The organism is Novosphingobium sp. (assembly GCF_041915465.1).
In the GTDB taxonomy this organism is placed as follows: Bacteria; Pseudomonadota; Alphaproteobacteria; order Sphingomonadales; family Sphingomonadaceae; genus Novosphingobium.
This window is the reverse complement of the sequence record NZ_JAYSBK010000030.1, coordinates 15,331-31,119: the sequence shown is the minus strand read 5'-3', so window position 1 is coordinate 31,119 and position 15,789 is coordinate 15,331. Positions and strand designations below refer to the sequence as shown.

Annotated in this window: 17 protein-coding genes; 11 read left to right on the top strand and 6 right to left on the bottom strand. The window is 65.5% G+C overall.

Annotation, left to right across the window (positions count from 1 at the left end):
* Nucleotides 1-34 precede the first annotated feature (34 nt).
* Nucleotides 35-640, bottom strand: a complete 606-nt coding sequence (locus ACE3SN_RS07425) for a protein-L-isoaspartate O-methyltransferase (protein ID WP_374528870.1) — start codon at nt 638-640, stop codon at nt 35-37.
* 157 nt (nt 641-797) lie between these two features.
* Between ACE3SN_RS07425 and ACE3SN_RS07420 the strand changes: the two genes are divergently transcribed.
* The 3 genes from ACE3SN_RS07420 to ACE3SN_RS07410 all read left to right on the top strand — a co-directional run bounded on the left by ACE3SN_RS07420 (nt 798) and on the right by ACE3SN_RS07410 (nt 4,497).
* Nucleotides 798-2,318: a fumarate hydratase gene (locus ACE3SN_RS07420; RefSeq protein ID WP_374528867.1), complete on the top strand. Its 1,521-nt coding sequence runs from the start codon at nt 798-800 to the stop codon at nt 2,316-2,318.
* A gap of 120 nt (nt 2,319-2,438) precedes the next feature.
* Nucleotides 2,439-3,758, top strand: a complete 1,320-nt coding sequence (locus tag ACE3SN_RS07415) for a sensor histidine kinase (RefSeq protein ID WP_374528865.1) — start codon at nt 2,439-2,441, stop codon at nt 3,756-3,758.
* Nucleotides 3,751-4,497 (top strand): LytR/AlgR family response regulator transcription factor, encoded by a 747-nt coding sequence (locus tag ACE3SN_RS07410; protein WP_374528862.1) that lies wholly within the window; start codon nt 3,751-3,753, stop codon nt 4,495-4,497. Before ACE3SN_RS07415 ends, ACE3SN_RS07410 begins: the two co-directional genes overlap by 8 nt.
* A gap of 166 nt (nt 4,498-4,663) precedes the next feature.
* On the opposite strand, the gene ACE3SN_RS07405 is transcribed toward ACE3SN_RS07410, so the two are convergent.
* A complete protein-coding gene (locus ACE3SN_RS07405; RefSeq protein ID WP_374528860.1) occupies nt 4,664-4,945 on the bottom strand; it encodes a UrcA family protein in 282 nt (93 codons plus the stop codon).
* A gap of 241 nt (nt 4,946-5,186) precedes the next feature.
* On the opposite strand from ACE3SN_RS07405, the gene ACE3SN_RS07400 reads away from it, so the two are divergent.
* Genes ACE3SN_RS07400 through ACE3SN_RS07390 form a run of 3 tightly spaced genes read left to right on the top strand, consistent with a single transcriptional unit; the run spans nt 5,187 to nt 7,586 of the window.
* Complete coding sequence (locus ACE3SN_RS07400) at nt 5,187-5,453, top strand: hypothetical protein (protein ID WP_374528858.1); 267 nt, start codon at nt 5,187-5,189, stop codon at nt 5,451-5,453.
* 9 nt (nt 5,454-5,462) lie between these two features.
* The gene (locus ACE3SN_RS07395) at nt 5,463-6,206 is read left to right on the top strand and encodes a metallophosphoesterase (RefSeq protein WP_374528857.1); all 744 of its coding nucleotides are present in this window, start codon (nt 5,463-5,465) and stop codon (nt 6,204-6,206) included.
* 3 nt (nt 6,207-6,209) lie between these two features.
* Nucleotides 6,210-7,586 (top strand): chloride channel protein, encoded by a 1,377-nt coding sequence (locus tag ACE3SN_RS07390; RefSeq protein WP_374528855.1) that lies wholly within the window; start codon nt 6,210-6,212, stop codon nt 7,584-7,586.
* Between the two features lie 99 nt (nt 7,587-7,685).
* On the opposite strand, the gene rpsI is transcribed toward ACE3SN_RS07390, so the two are convergent.
* From rpsI to ACE3SN_RS07370, 4 genes are all read right to left on the bottom strand, one after another.
* Nucleotides 7,686-8,177, bottom strand: a complete 492-nt coding sequence (rpsI, locus tag ACE3SN_RS07385; RefSeq protein WP_374528851.1) for a 30S ribosomal protein S9 — start codon at nt 8,175-8,177, stop codon at nt 7,686-7,688.
* Nucleotides 8,177-8,656, bottom strand: coding sequence for a 50S ribosomal protein L13 (gene rplM, locus ACE3SN_RS07380; protein WP_374528849.1), 480 nt, complete (start codon nt 8,654-8,656; stop codon nt 8,177-8,179). Before rplM ends, rpsI begins: the two co-directional genes overlap by 1 nt.
* 170 nt (nt 8,657-8,826) lie before the next feature.
* On the bottom strand, nt 8,827-9,570 hold the full coding sequence (locus ACE3SN_RS07375; protein ID WP_374528847.1) for a hypothetical protein: 744 nt from the start codon (nt 9,568-9,570) through the stop codon (nt 8,827-8,829).
* Between the two features lie 186 nt (nt 9,571-9,756).
* The gene (locus ACE3SN_RS07370) at nt 9,757-10,821 is read right to left on the bottom strand and encodes a COX15/CtaA family protein (RefSeq protein WP_374528845.1); all 1,065 of its coding nucleotides are present in this window, start codon (nt 10,819-10,821) and stop codon (nt 9,757-9,759) included.
* 113 nt (nt 10,822-10,934) lie between these two features.
* Here ACE3SN_RS07370 and ACE3SN_RS07365 point away from each other — a divergent pair, with 113 nt between their 5' ends.
* The 5 genes from ACE3SN_RS07365 to ACE3SN_RS07345 all read left to right on the top strand — a co-directional run bounded on the left by ACE3SN_RS07365 (nt 10,935) and on the right by ACE3SN_RS07345 (nt 15,788).
* Nucleotides 10,935-11,306 (top strand): MerC domain-containing protein, encoded by a 372-nt coding sequence (locus ACE3SN_RS07365; protein WP_374528843.1) that lies wholly within the window; start codon nt 10,935-10,937, stop codon nt 11,304-11,306.
* A 17-nt stretch (nt 11,307-11,323) separates the two neighbouring features.
* Nucleotides 11,324-12,307 carry a sulfur carrier protein ThiS gene (gene thiS / locus ACE3SN_RS07360; RefSeq protein ID WP_374528842.1) on the top strand — a complete coding sequence of 328 codons (984 nt, stop codon included), beginning with the start codon at nt 11,324-11,326 and terminating at the stop codon, nt 12,305-12,307.
* Between the two features lie 71 nt (nt 12,308-12,378).
* Entirely contained in the window at nt 12,379-12,906 is a 528-nt protein-coding gene (locus ACE3SN_RS07355; protein WP_374528872.1) for a hypothetical protein, read from the top strand.
* 90 nt (nt 12,907-12,996) lie between these two features.
* Complete coding sequence (locus ACE3SN_RS07350) at nt 12,997-14,748, top strand: amidohydrolase family protein (RefSeq protein WP_374528840.1); 1,752 nt, start codon at nt 12,997-12,999, stop codon at nt 14,746-14,748.
* A 14-nt stretch (nt 14,749-14,762) separates the two neighbouring features.
* Nucleotides 14,763-15,788: a TauD/TfdA family dioxygenase gene (locus ACE3SN_RS07345; RefSeq protein WP_374528838.1), complete on the top strand. Its 1,026-nt coding sequence runs from the start codon at nt 14,763-14,765 to the stop codon at nt 15,786-15,788.
* Nucleotide 15,789 lies beyond the last annotated feature (1 nt).

Here is a 15,789-nt window from a genome sequence, read left to right as displayed (position 1 = left end):
CGCATCAGCGCGGCGCGCCGGGTATTGACCATATTCAGAAGCTCCAGCGTTTCGGCGCGGCGAATTCACCCAGCACCGGGATGCCGATTTCGGCCAGCGGCAGCAACGCGGCCTTTCCGCCGATCATTTTCCCGGCGGCAATGCGGGTGACGCCATCCTGGGCTAGCCCGGTGACGATCCGGCCACCTTCGGCCAGTGCTGCGGCAAGGCCTTCGGGCAATTGCTCGATCGCGCCGTCGATCAGCAGCAGGGTGTAATCGCCCTTGCCTTTGAATGCGGCGGCATCCGCGGCGGAAACCACGTCGAGCGAGCCGACCAGCGGGCGCAGCAAGGCGGCGAGGTAGTCGCTACCGCAGCTGACCAGCAGGGCCTTGTCCCGCGCTGTGGGGGCCGCTTCGCTCAGCATCCGGCCATGAACCAGCGGTGCGGGCAGGGCGTGGCCGCCATCTAGCGGGATCGCGCGGTCGATGTAAGCATGGCCCTTCGCGGCGGCGGGCACGTAATCTTCGCGCGCCACGCTGGCGAAAGCGGCCAGGACCCATTCCTCGTTCACCCCGCTGACGCGCAGCTGGCTGTCGATCATGGCCCTGCGGGCGACGGAAGACTGATTGGTAACGGGATGTTCGGCAGTAACGGTCATCGGTGAACCCTTTGGAGCCACTGTATTGCACAGATAACACGGTGGCGCAATCCGTTGCCTTCTAGGCCAAGCTCCCGCGCGCGCCAAGGGCTTTGACGGGGAAATGCCACCGGCCTAAGGGGCGTGCGATCCCTATACACACCCGATGGAGCGAACGATGGCCGAGATGGTGACAATCCGCGAGGAAGACCTGATCGAAAGCGTGGCCGATGCCCTGCAGTACATCAGCTATTTCCACCCGATGGACTATATCCGCGCGCTGGGAGAAGCCTACAAGGCGGAACAGGGTCCGGCTGCGAAGGACGCGATTGCGCAGATTCTGACCAACAGCCGGATGTGCGCCGAAGGCCACCGCCCGATCTGCCAGGACACCGGTATCGTCAACGTGTTCATCGAGTGGGGCCAGAATTGCCGGCTCGAATCGGACAAGTCGCTGCAGGACGTGGTCGATGAAGGCGTGCGCCGCGCCTATCTCAATCCCGAGAACAAGCTGCGCGCCTCGGTCCTGGCCGATCCGGCCTTCACCCGCCGCAACACCCGCGACAATACCCCCTGCGTGCTGCACGTCGACATGGTGCCGGGCAGCAAGGTTTCGGTCGACGTCGCGGCCAAGGGCGGCGGCAGCGAGAACAAGTCGAAGTTCAAGATGATGAACCCGAGCGACAACATCGTCGACTGGGTGATCGAGATGCTGCCCCAGATGGGCGCGGGCTGGTGTCCGCCGGGGATGCTGGGCATCGGCATCGGCGGCACCGCGGAACACTGCATGCTGCTGGCCAAGAAGGCGCTGATGGAGCCGATCGACATGGCCCAGCTGAAGGAGCGCGGCCCCCAGAACGACATCGAGGCGCTGCGGATCGAGATCTTCGACAAGGTCAACGCGCTGGGCATCGGCGCGCAGGGGCTGGGCGGGCTTTCGACGATCCTCGACGTCAAGATCATGGACGCGCCGTGCCATGCTGCGGGTAAGCCGATCGCGATGATCCCCAACTGCGCCGCGACTCGCCACGCGCACTTCACGCTCGACGGTTCGGGGCCGACGTTCCTCGAAACGCCCAAGCTCGACGAATGGCCCGAAGTGCACTGGGCGCCGGATTCGGCCGCGAAGAAGGTCAACCTCGACACGCTGACGCACGAAGAAGTGAAGAACTGGAAGCAGGGCGACCGGCTCCTCCTCAACGGCAAGATGCTGACCGGGCGCGATGCCGCGCACAAGCGGATCAAGGACATGCTCGCCAAGGGCGAGGAACTTCCGGTCGATTTCAAGGGCCGGGCGATCTACTATGTCGGCCCGGTCGATCCGATCGTGGGCGAAGTCGTCGGTCCGGCCGGGCCGACCACGGCGACGCGCATGGATAACTTCACCGACATGATGTGCCAGCTTGGCCTCCTGACCATGATCGGCAAGGCCGAGCGTGGCCAGGGCGCGACCAAGGTGATCGCCGACCACAAGGTGGCCTACCTGATGGCGGTTGGCGGGGCGGCCTACCTGGTGGCGCGCGCCATTCGCGAAGCCAAGGTGATCGCGTTCGAGGATCTTGGCATGGAAGCGATCTACGAATTCACCGTCGAAGACATGCCGGTGACGGTCGCGGTCGATTCGGAAGGCAACAACGTACACCAGCTCGCGCCGCTGGTATGGAAGGAAAAGATCGCCAAGGAGCACCTGCTGGGCTGATTTCGGGGGGGGGGCGGATACGCCCCCCATTTCCAACCATAGTCCATCGACCAACGCCCATTGCGCCTCGACGAAGCTGCTGGCCACCGGTGGGGCAGGGACGCTATCGCTTGCGGTCTGATGGACCAGGTCGAAAGCCAAATACCGCGCGTGCCGGCGCGCATCATCCTCGCCTCGATCGCGGCGATGTGGGTGACCTATCTGGTCCTCGCCACCCTGCGCGGCTGGCTGGTCGGGCTTGAACTGCTCGATGCGCTGTTCTGGCGCCGCTTGATCGTGACCTTCGCCTCGATGGGGGTGACGGTCGCCCTGTGGCCCGTGCTGCGCCTGCTCGATCCGCGCCCGGTGTGGCAGAAATCGGTGGCGGTGCTGGCCATCGCCCTGCCGGCCTCGCTGCTGCTGGCGGCAATCAACCAGTGGGTTTTTGCCGGGATCGAGAACAAGGTCGTCTCCAAGATCGCCGAGCGCGAAGGCTTGCGCGTCAGCCGCGATGAATCGGGCAACCTGCTGGTCGATCCGATTCCGACCCCGCAGCCCCCGCCGGCGCCGGTGCCGGTTCCCGCGCCGCGGGCGACCGATACCAAGCCGAGCACCGCGCCGGCCGCCCCGCCGGCGCTTCCGGCCGCAGCCGCACCGGCCCAGCCGGCGGCATCCGCAGAGCCGACTGCTTCTCCGCTGACGATCGACAAGGCCACCCGCGACGACAATCGCTGGCGTCAGCTGACCGACGTCGCTTTGGGCCGCTACTTCCTGCTGCTGGCCTGGGCGGCGCTTTATTACGCGCTGGTCAATGCCGAGCAGGCCCGCACTGCCGAGCGCCGCGAGGGTGAATACCGCCGTGCGGCCAAAGCAGCCGAGCTGCGGTCATTGCGCTACCAGGTCAATCCGCACTTCCTGTTCAACACGCTCAATTCGCTCTCGGCGCTGGTGATGACCGGCAAGAGCGCGGCGGCCGAACAGATGATCCAGACCTTGTCGAATTTCTACCGCCGCAGCCTGGCCGGCGATCCGACCGGCGATGTCGCGCTTGACCAGGAAATCGAGCTGCAGCGCTATTACCTCGAGATCGAGGCGGTGCGCTTCCCCGAGCGGCTGGTGGTACGGATCGACTTGCCCGCGCATCTCAACGAAGCGCGCGTGCCGGGTATGATCCTCCAGCCGCTGGTCGAAAACTCGGTCAAATATGCGGTTGCGCCGGTGATCCGACCGGTGACCGTGGCGATCACCGCGCGCGAGGAAGCGGGGCGGCTTGTGCTTGAAGTCAGCGACGACGGCCCAGGCAAGGCGGATTCGGGCCTACCCGGCTTTGGCATCGGCCTTGCCAACGTCCGCGACCGGCTGGCCGCGCGCTATGGCGATACCGCTCAACTTGCCTCGGGTCCGCTGCCATCGGGCGGCTGGCGCACCACTATCCATCTGCCGCTGGAACGCCATGCCTGACATCGCCCCAACCCCGTCTGCCCCGCTGCGCACCCTGATCGTCGACGACGAACCGCTGGCGATCGAGCGGATGCAGGTGATCTGCCGCGATATCGCGTCGATCGAGGTTACCGGGACCGCGCTCGATGGTGCCGCCGCACTGCGCCAGATTGGCGCGCTCGAGCCCGACCTGGTGCTGCTCGACATGACCATGCCCGAACTCGACGGGCTGGCGGTCGCCCGGACGCTGAGCAAGTCCGAAAATGCCCCGGCAGTGATCTTCGTGACCGCGCACGACAATTTTGCGGTCGAAGCCTTCGATCTTGAGGCGGTCGACTACGTGCTGAAACCCGTCACTCCCGAACGGCTCGAACGGGCGGTGGCCCGCGCGATTGCCCGGCGTGGCGGCAAGCCGGTGGACACCGGCGATTGGTTGACCGAATTCTGGGTGCCCTATCGCTCGGAACTGCTGCGCATTGCCGCCGCCGACATCGACCGGATCGACGCCGAGCGCGACTATGTGCGGCTCCATGTGGGCGAGCGGAGCTATCTGCTGTTGCAGACCGTGTCGGGCCTCGAAGCGCGACTCGATCCCGAACGTTTCATTCGGCTTCATCGTTCGACCATCCTGCGGCGCGACCGGATCACCGGGCTGCGGCACGATGGCCTGGGCGTCTGGTCTGCGGAATTGCAGGATGGCAGCGCCGTGCGAATCGGGCGGACCTACCTGCCCCGCGCCAAGGCCATGGCCGGGCGCTGAATCGCGCCGACTCGAGCCTCACCCGATCCCGAAGTGCACATTTCTGGCCCGAAGTGCACATGTCTGGCCCGATAGGCCAGGGCCGGCCCGATAAGACAAGGCCCGGACCGGTCTCTCCTCCGGTCCGGGCCCAACCTGCAGAGCAGGGCGGCCTTGGTCATCGGCTTCAGCCGTAGATCGCGGTGTTGACCTGGGCGCGGACCTGCGCCTTGCAGGTTGCGACTTCATGACGGTTGCTGAAATGGCTGCCGACTTCGCGCTCGCTCTTGCACAGCTGGCGCTCTGCGCCCGAAATGCGGCGTTCGAGTTCCAGCTTGCCGGCCTTGCTCGACAGGTCGAGGTCGGCATAGCGCACGGCTGCGGTCTGCGTCATTTCGCTCTGGGCATATGCTACCGGCGCAGCGGCAAGGGTTGCCAGGGCAATCGTCGTCATCAGAATCTTGCGCATGGGGTTTCTCCTTCTCGTCACTTCCAGTGACGCGGTGCCGGGGGGCTTCTTCTTGGGGACTGGATGGCACCGCGTCTGAACTCCAGATAGCCCGTGCCGTAACGTAAACCATCTGCCGCTCGACCGGCTTGCGGCTCCGCCCGACAAAGGGCGCGCCGCCCCGACGAACGGCGCACGGCGCCGGCTGAAGGGACGAACGACACGCCTTCCCCCCGCGCGTCCGCCTCGTTAGAGAGGGGCAATGCCCCTGTTTCTCGTTTTCCTGCTCGGCATCGGCAACTTCACGTTGCACAAGGCCGTGCTGGCCAGCGAGCATCCGATGCTGGGGCGGGTGCCGTGGTTCTTCCACCTGCTGGGCGGCAAGTTCAGCCTGACGGTCGAATTCCTCATGCTGGTCGGCGCGCTGTTGATGGTGCAGCAGGGGGCTTCGGGCTGGGCCTGGTTCTATGGCGGCTACAGTGCGGTCAATGCGGTTTCGGCCTGGCTGATTCTGACCGGCAAGGTCTAGAGAGTCGGCATGACGCAAGCGATCACGTTGTTTCACGTCAGCGACCTGCATTTCGGTTACGAAGACCGCGATGCACTCGCCTGGTTCCTTGACGCCGTGACGCGGGAAGGCCCGGCGGGCGTGATTTGCACGGGCGATCTCACCATGCGCGGCAGTGCGCGCGAATTTGCCGCAGCGCAGGAGTGGCTGGCGCGGATCCCGGTGCCGCTGACGCTGGAGCCGGGCAATCACGACGTGCCCTATTACCACCATATGCTGCGCCGTCTGACCCGCCCCTACGCGCGCTATCGGGCGCTTGAAGCGGCGGTGGAGCGGGATCTGGAACTCGATCAGGTCGCAGTGATCCCGCTCAAGACCATCGCGCGCGCGCAGCTTCGTCTCAACTGGTCAAAGGGCCGGGTGCGGGAACGCGATCTTGACGCCGCACTCCATGGCCTGGCGCACAATTCGGCGAAGGCGCTGAAACTGGTCGCGTGCCATCACCCGCTGGTTGAGGCCAATACCCATTCCACCGCATCGACCCGGGGAGGCCAGGCGGCCTTGGCAGCGCTTGCGCGGGCCGGGGCCACGGCGGTGCTTTCGGGGCATGTCCACGACCCCTTCGACCGCACCGTCGAAGTGAACGGCCAGTCCATTCGCATTATTGGTGCCGGAACCCTGTCTCAGCGCTTGCGTAGCACTCCTCCGTGCTTCAACGAGCTCACGATTGACACCGAAGGCAAGCTTTCGGTCAAAATCAGGACTCTGGATTAGGCCTTGCAGCAACAACCAGCCCTTTTCACCCGAATCCGCAGTGGCTGGCAGGCGCTGCGCAGCGGCAAGGCCGAACTTGCCGATGCCCGCCGCCGCATTGCGACACTGCTTGGTGCGGTGCTGCTCGGGCTGGTGGCAATCCTCTTCGCCAAGCTGGGCGATTTTGCCCAGTCCCTGTTCCAGACCGTGCGCGCAGACCAGCCCTATGTGCCGATGCTGCTGACCCCAGCCGCGTTTGGCCTGTTTGCCTGGCTGACCACCAAGCTTTCGCCCGAATCGCGCGGATCGGGGATTCCGCAGGTGATCGCGGCGGTGCAATCGCCGGTGCGCGCGGCGCGCGGGCCATTGGTGTCGTTGCGCACGGCCTTCATCAAGTTCTGGCTGACGCTGGGCATGTTGCTGGTTGGCGGTTCGGTCGGGCGCGAGGGGCCAACGGTGCAGATCAGCGCGGCGATCATGGTCTGGACCCACCGCCTGATGCGGGTCCGCGTCACTGCCGGCGTATTGATCGCGGGCGGTGCAGCTGGCGTTGCGGCGGCGTTCAATACGCCGCTTGCCGGGGTGGCCTTCGCGATCGAGGAACTGGCTTCGGCCTATGAACAGCGGGTCACGATGCTGGTGATGGGCGCGGTGATGGTGGCCGGCATGGTCAGCCTCGGCGTGTCAGGCGACTATGTCTATTTCGGCGTGACCCACGATGTGCTGGGCGTGAAAAGCGTTTTGCTGCTTGCGCCCATCGCCGGGATCGTTGGCGGCGTCGCTGGGGGGCTGTTCTCGCTTGTACTGGTCGCCTTCGCCCAGCAAAGCAGCCCTCTGGTCCGCCTGTTGTCCGGTCAGCGGGTGGTCTTCGCGATCGGTTGCGGCGCGGTCGTTGCAGCGGTCGGCCTGCTGACCAATGGCGCGACCTGGGGAACAGGCTATGCGATCACGCGCGGCATGATCGAAGGCCATGGCGATGGTGGAGGCTCATTGTTCGGACTTGCCAAGTTCGTCACCACCGCGGCAACCGCGATCAGTGGCGCCCCGGGCGGGATCTTCGCGCCCTCGCTCAGCGCCGGAGCGGGGCTTGGCCAGATGCTCACCGCGCTGTTGCCGAACGAGCCGGCCGGGGCGGTCGTCCTGCTTGGCATGGCGGGCTATTTCGTCGGGGTCGTGCGCGCGCCGCTCACCGCCGTGATCATCATCATGGAAACAACCGCGAGCCGCGGCATGATCCTGCCGCTGTTCGCGACTGCACTGATTGCCGATTTCGTCAGCGCCCGGGTTTGCCCGGAAAAGCTCTACCACGCGCTGTCGCACGCCTTCATGTTGCCCGGCCCTGGTGGGCACTCGGGGGTTGAGCACTCGGGGCCGGACGCGGCGGCTGCCAAGGTCCGCTGAACCTAAGCCGTTGATGGGATTACCGCCTCGCTGGCGGATGCAAAAAAGGCGGGGCCGAAACCCCGCCTCGTTTGTTCGATCGGCCCGCAGGCCAGGATCTTAGCGCTTCGAGAACTGGAAGCTGCGGCGAGCCTTGGCCCGGCCATACTTCTTGCGTTCAACGACGCGGCTGTCGCGGGTCAGGAACCCGGCGGCCTTCACAGCGCTGCGCAGCACCGGCTCGTACTTGGCGAGCGCCTGCGAGATGCCGTGCTTGACCGCACCGGCCTGGCCCGAGAGACCGCCGCCCTTGACGGTGGCGATCACGTCGTACTGGCCTTCGCGTTCCGAGACCTGGAACGGCTGGTTCAGCACCAGACGCAGGGTCGGACGGGCGAAGTAGACTTCCTGGTCGCGGCCGTTGACGGTGATCTTGCCGGTGCCCGGCTTGATCCACACGCGGGCCACGGCGTCCTTGCGGCGGCCGGTGGCATAAGCGCGGCCCTGCGCGTCGATTTCCTTTTCGCGCAGCGGCGCGGCAGGAGCGGCAGGGGTGGCGGCGATATCGGCGCCGGTCAGGTCGGCCAGATCGCTGAGAGTGTTATCGGACATCAGGCACCCACCTTGTTCTTGCGGTTGCGGGCAGCAACGTCGAGCGGCTGGGGCTGGGTGCCCGCATGCGGATGCTCGGCGCCGGCGTAGAGGTGCAGGGCGCGCATCTGCGCACGGCCCAGCGGACCGCGCGGGATCATGCGTTCCACAGCCTTTTCAAGCACGCGCTCGGGGAAACGGCCGCCGAGCACCTTGTCGGCGGTCACTTCCTTGATGCCGCCGGCATAGCCGGTGTGCTTGTAATAGGTCTTCTGCTTGAGCTTGTTGCCCGTCAGGCGCACCTTGTCGGCGTTGATGACGACGACATGATCGCCGCAGTCAACGTGCGGGGTGAAGCTCGGCTTGTGCTTGCCGCGCAGATGATTGGCGATGATCACGGCGAGACGCCCGACCACCAGACCGTCGGCATCGATCAGATGCCACTTCTTTTCCACCTCGGCCGGTTTGATCGACCGGGTGACCTTGCTGAGCGCCTTCATGGCTGGCCCTTCCTTAGGTTTGACCCTGTGAATGCGAATCCACGTCCGGCCATTCCTCAGAAATGGGCCGGGATCGCGGGAACGGGGCCCTTTCGAGGAATAGGTGGGCAAAGTCAAGCGATCCGGCGGGCTTGCAGAGAGGTAAAATAATACCGCAAATGCCGGGGAAGTCAGTCGATCCGGTTGGCGGGGCCCAGTGTCCAGACCTCGCGCGAGATCCGGCTATCGCCCGAAATCACGGTGGTTACCGTACGTTCGACCCGCGCGGGAATGCCGCTGTCGGCCTTGCCGACGATGCGGATGGATACTTCGACCTCGCCCACGCCGCCATCGGGCAAGGCGAATCGCTGGCGCTGCGTGCGATCCGTCGCCAGCGGACTGAACAGATCGGCCGGCCAATCCTCGCCGTCGGCGCTGGCCGCGCCAAGCTGGGTCACCTGCTGGTGCGCCTCCTGTTTCAGGGCCGGGGAAAGCTTCGATTGATCGACCAGGCGGTGCGATTGCCTGACCGCGGCGTCGTGGGCCGGGCTCTTGAGGCCGGGCTTGTGCTGCGGCGCCGCGATCTGGCCGGCCGCATCGAGCCGGATCGGGAACATGTCCTTGTCGATCCGGCTCCGTTCGATATCGGCGAGCGAGGCCAACTTGGCAGGCGCGTCGACACTTGCCTCGATCTGGTGTCCTTCGAGCAGGTAACCGTCGCCATTCGCGGTGAAGCGAACCGCGTAGCTGCGGCGAACGACGATTTCCTTGCCGTCGCGCAGGGTCCGCACCAGTGTGCGGGTGAGCACCATGGGTTCGCTTGGCGGGGCAAAGCGCTGCAGGATGCCGCCGGGTGCTGCGGCTGCGTGGCTGGCAATCAGCACTGCGGGAGCCATCGCCGCGACGCTGCCCAACAGGAGCGCGCGCCGGCTCATGGCATCATTTCCGGCATTCGGGCGCAATGACAAAACAGCACGCCAAGTTCCTCCATGGCTGTGCACTTCCCCGACAATCGAACCTGGGAAAGTGTCAGCCCCAAGCATTTGGCGCCCTGAAGGTGCCGCCCGCAGCGTATTCTATAACGGTAAATACCGATACGGGTAAGCCTGAGGTTTTCGGCGTCAGTGCGTGCGCTGGTCCAGCGGCCTGCCAAGCGCTTGCGCGCCCCAGGTGACCGCGATCACCAGCAACGCGCCGACCAACTGGTGCAGGACGGCCAGCCAGATCGCGATGCCGCTCATCACCGTGGCAATGCCCAGCAGGACCTGAGTGCCAAAGGCGCTGTGGATTGCGATCGAAGCGGCCCGGTGGTTCGCGCGCAGCCTGCGCGCGAGCACGATCAGGACCGCGACCACCACCCAGGCCCACCAGCGATGGATGAAATGCACCAGGAAGGGATCGGAGACCACCGCGTGCCCGGCGCCTTTCGTCCAATCGACCCCGGCTGGAAACAGCTTGCCCTGCATCAGCGGCCAGGCCTGCCAGTTGAACCATCCCGAACCCGAGACGTAGCCGGCGCGCAATCCGGCAACCAGCGCGCCAAGGAACAGCTGCAGCGCCAGCGCCGCCAGCGCGAGCAGGCCAAAGCCGGTGATCCTGGCTTTGCCGATCCCGCGCGCTTCCCCGCGCAGGTCCAGCGCAGTCCAGACCAGCGCGGATAGCGTGGTGAGAGCCAGCAAGAGATGGGTCGCAAGGCGGAAGTGGCTCACCTTCACGTCGTGGGTCAGGCCGGACTTGACCATCCACCAGCCGACCGCGCCCTGCAGCCCGCCGAGCATCAGCAACCCGACGAGCCGGGCGTGGTATCCCGTGGGGATCTGGCGCTTGATCCAGAACCAGGCGAGCGGCAGCGCAAAGGCCAGGCCGATGGTCCGCCCGATCAGGCGGTGGAACCATTCCCAGAAAAAGATGTATTTGTACTGGGCCAGGGTCATGCCCGCAGGGCCGTTGATCTCGGTATACTGCGGGATCTTCTGATAGGCTGCAAACTCGGCCTGCCACTGTGCCTCGGTTATCGGCGGGATCGCGCCGCTGATCGGCTTCCATTCGGTGATCGACAGGCCGGATTCGGTGAGCCGGGTGATGCCGCCGACCGCCACCATCGTCACCACCAGCGCGGCAACCACGAACAGCCAGCGCGACAGCGCCAACGGGCGAGGGTCAGACTCAGAGCTGCGTTGCGTCATGGCGGCTCACTGCTTCGCTCTGCGGCAAAGCGCAAGCGCAATACGGCAAACCGTATCCAAAGTGCAGGCTTGTCCTTGAATGATGTTACATCATCACATACATGGGCCGCGCAATGCGTGAAGCGATTCTCATGATTCGAGGCCGGCTTGACCGGTTTGGCGTGATCCTTTCGGGGCTCTGCGCGCTGCATTGCCTGGCCGGCCTGTTCCTTGTCGCGGGACTTGGCCTGGGCGGGGAAATCCTGCTTGCCCCTGCGATCCACCGCATTGGCCTGGCGCTTGCGATTGGCGTCGGGGCGACCACGCTGGTCATGGGTGTGGTGCGTCACGGCGATCCGGTTCCGCTGCAGGCGGGTGCTGCCGGGATCGCACTTATGGCGGTGGCGCTGTTCACCGGACACGGCACTGCCGAGGCGGTGCTGACGATCGCTGGCGTTGCTTTGCTGGGCTGGGCGCACATCCGCAACTTGCGCTGCTCGCACTGATCGCTATCTGCGGACCCATGTCCGCTCAGCTTTCCCTTACCGTCAACGGTGAACCGCGCCGCGCCGCGCCCGGTTCGATTGCCGACCTGGTCCGCGCGCTTGAACTTGATCCGGCCAAGGTCGCGGTCGAGCGCAATGGCGATATCGTCCCCCGCTCCACGCTTGCCGATGTTGTTTTGACCGATGGCGACGTTTTGGAGATCGTCCACTTCGTTGGCGGCGGCCAGGACGACGATGACAGCTGGACCGTGGCAGGCCGCACCTTCCGTTCGCGCCTGATCGTCGGGACCGGCAAGTACAAGGACTTTGCCCAGAACGCGGCCGCCGTGGCAGCTTCCGGAGCGGAAATCGTCACCGTCGCGGTGCGCCGGGTCAACATCTCCGACCCCAAGGCGCCGATGCTGACGGACTTCATCGATCCCAAGCAGATTACCTACCTGCCCAACACCGCCGGCTGCTTCACGGCCGATGACGCGATCCGCACCCTGCGCCTGGCGCGCGAAGCGGGCGGCTGGGACCTGGTGAAGCTGGAAGTGCTGGGCGAGGCGCGCACGCTTTACCCCGACATGCGCGAAACGCTGAAGGCGACCGAAGTCCTCGCGAAAGAGGGCTTCCTGCCGATGGTCTACTGCGTCGACGATCCCATTGCGGCCAAGCAGCTGGAAGAAGCGGGCGCGGTGGCCGTGATGCCGCTGGGGGCTCCGATCGGGTCGGGTCTTGGCATCCAGAACCGGGTGACGATCCGCCTGATCGTCGAAGGGGCGAACGTGCCGGTGCTGGTCGATGCCGGGGTCGGCACGGCGAGCGACGCCGCTGTGGCGATGGAACTGGGCGTCGACGGCGTCCTGATGAACACGGCCATTGCCGAGGCGAAGGATCCGGTGCGCATGGCCCGCGCGATGAAGCTGGCGGTCGAGGCCGGGCGCGAATCCTACCGTGCCGGACGCATGGCGACACGCAAGTACGCGGATCCATCTAGCCCGCTGGCAGGACTGATTTAGCGGTCATGGTTAACGGGTTGATAATCATATTCTGGTGAAGTGCTCCCAAGTAGCGAACTTGGGGCCGCATGATGAGCAATACCACCACCGCTTCGTTGACCATTGCCGAACTTCGCGAGTTCGCCAGCTTTGCACCATGTGAGCAGCGCTACATCAAACGCAGTCTGGATATCGGGCTGGGCCGCCAGGACGCCTTCAAGCTGTGGGCGCGCGACGCGGCTGAAACGGCTGCAATTCGTAGCCAGTATGTGGTCTATCAGGAATTGAAGGCGCTGCGCGGAGCGATCCCCGATGAAAGCGGGTTCGAGGGCATCGACGCCTTCATCGGCAAATTGGTGCGCGTTGCCGCGTTCGATATCGTGCAGGAGCGAATCGAGAGCTTTTCGGCCTTCCGCTTCCTGTACGAGCGCCTGCTCGGCGCCGAAGTGCGTCCGTTCCTGCCTTCCGCCTTCTGCGCGGCGAGTGCGCTGCCGCAGATCCGGCCCGAACGGCGCAAGCACCTGCTCCAGTCGATCAGCGAGGCGGCCGCAACCGCGCCTGGCTGGTCGGTGCGCGAACCCTCGTTCTATCCTGAGTGGATCGAAAAAGAGGCAGCTTAACCGCACGATTAAAAAAGTTCGGCAATCCTCTGGACATGTGCTCGCAAGGGCATAGTCTTCGCTCCGATAAAAAGAATTGGAGTGGAGAGTATGGCCAGGCAGCTCGATTGCGTGATTCGCGGCGGGACCGTCGCCGACGGAACCGGCGCAGCATTGCGCGAAGCCGATATTGCCATTGCCGCAGGCAAGATTGTCGCAGTCGGCAAGGTTCCGGATCGCGGCGCAGAGGAAATCGATGCCCGCGGCCAGATCGTCACACCGGGCTTCGTCGACGTCCACACCCATTACGATGGCCAGGCCACCTGGGACAGCCGGATGCAGCCGTCGAGCTGGCACGGCGTGACCACGGCGGTGATGGGCAATTGCGGGGTCGGCTTCGCGCCGGTGAAGCCGCAGGACCGCGACCGGCTGGTCGAACTGATGGAAGGGGTGGAAGACATTCCCGGCACTGCGCTCCACGAAGGGCTGGCGTGGAACTGGCAGAGCTTTCCCGAATACCTCGATGCGCTCGATGCCCGCCCGCGCGACATGGATATCTGCGCCCAGCTGCCTCACGGCGCGCTGCGGGTGTTCGTGATGGGCGAACGCGGCGCCAACCTGGAAGCCGCGACCGAGGACGACATCGCCCAGATGCGCCGCCTTTCTGCCGAGGCCGTGGCGGCCGGCGCGATCGGCTTTTCCACCTCGCGCACGCTCAACCACCGCACGGTGAAGGGCGATCCCACCCCCTCGCTGCGCGCCACCGAAGCCGAGCTGATGGGGATCGCGCTGGGTCAGAAGGATGCCGGCAAGGGCGTGCTCGAACTGATTTCGGACTTCAACCAGCCCGATGTCGAAACCGAATTTGCCATGGTCAGGCGGATCGTCGCCGCTTCGGGGCGGCCGCTATCGCTGTCGCTGGGGCAGGCGCACTCCAAGCCCGATGGCTGGCGCGACCTGCTCGGCATGATCGACCGCGCGAACGAGGACGGGCTGGAAATCAAGGCCCAGGTCGCCCCGCGCCCGATCGGCCTGCTGCTGGGGCTGCAGGCCAGCGCCAGCCCGTTCTCGCACCTGCCGAGCTACCAGAAGATCTCCGCGCTGCCGTTCGACCAGCGGCTTGCCGCGATGCGCGATCCCTCGTTCCGGGCGCAGCTGCTGCTCGAAGCCGATGGCGGCGGTGCGGGCGAGACGAACCAGGTACTGACCGCGACGCGGATGCTGACCAATTACGGCATGATCTTCCCGCTCGGCGATCCGCCGAACTACGAACCGGGCGAGGAAACGTCGCTCGCCAACCAGGCGCGGCGTGAAGGGCGCAGCGCGAACGAGGTCGCCTATGACCTGATGATCGCCAACGATGGGCGCGATTTCATGCTGCTGCCGTTCGCCAACTATGCGCACTTCAACCTCGACGATACCGGCGAGATGTTGGGGGCCAAGAACACGCTGATGGGGCTGGGCGATGGCGGGGCGCACGTCGGCCTGATTTCCGACGGTTCGTTCCCGACCTACCTGCTCTCGCACTGGGGGCGTGACCGCGCGCACGGGCGGATCGACCTTGCCACGCTGGTCAAACGCCAGACCTCGGACAACGCCCGCGCCATGGGCCTGCTCGACCGCGGGGTGATCGCGCCGGGGATGCGCGCCGACATCAACGTGATCGATTTCGCCAGGCTAGGCTGCCAGCGCCCCGAAATGGCCTATGACCTGCCCGCCGGCGGCAAGCGCCTGCTCCAGCGGGCGACGGGTTATACGCACACGATGGTGGCGGGACAGGTGACCTATCGTGATGGCGCGCCGACCGGCGCACTGCCCGGACGGCTGGTGCGCGGATCGCAGCCCGCTCCGGCGGCGGCTTGAACCGGGAGGGGAAAGTGACCTTCACCCCGCGCCCACTTGAAACCCACGTCAACTGGCGCTCCGGCGATGTGCAGGATCCGGACGCCTGGACGCTCGATCTCGACGAGGCAGACCAGCGCGAGCTCGACGCGGCGCTGCGCCATGCCCAGGCGCGCTCGTCCAACCTGATGGACATCACGCGCGAGGATTTTCCGCTCGACCGGCTGGTGCCCAAGCTCGCCGAAATCGAACGCGAATTGATCGACGGGCGCGGGTTTCAGCGGATCTCGCGGCTCGATACCGCGCGCTACAACGATGATGAGCTGACCATGCTCTATTGGGGCATCGGGATGCACCTCGGCAATCCGTGGCCGCAGAACAAGTATGGCCACGTGATGGGGGACGTGACCGACCAGGGCAAAAGCCCGAACGATCCCACCGCGCGCGGCAACGAGCTGGGGCTGATCGCACTGTCCTATCATACGGACGGGTCGGACCTCGTCGGCCTGATGTGCCTGCGCGCGGCCAAGCGTGGGGGCAAGTCCTGCGTCGCGAACGTGGTCGCGATCTACAACGAGCTGGTCCAGACCCGGCCCGATCTGGTCGCCGCGCTTTATGAGGAACTGCCGTGGGATTTCCGGGGCGAGGAAGCCCCCGGCACCCGGCCCTATTACATCCGCCCGGTGTTCACCGAGCATCAGGGCCGCCTGTTCTGCCGCTATGTGCCCAGCTACATCAAGGCATCCCAGCGTCACGCGGATGCTCCGCGCCTCTCTCCGCTTGCGGTCGAGGCGCTCGATGCGATCATGGAAATGGCCGAGCGTCCGGAGTTCAACGTCTATATGGACCTTGCTCCCGGCGAGATGCAGTTCATCAACAACTACCACGTGCTCCACGGCCGCAGCGAATACGAGGACGACGTCGAGAACGGGGTCAAGCGCCACCTCAAGCGGTTGTGGCTATCCACCCGCTACCTTGCCGACCGCCCGCGCGGGTTTGAGGCCCAGGTTCATTCGCACTGGAACGACAACCGCTCGGTCAGCACGATCAAGGCACTATAGC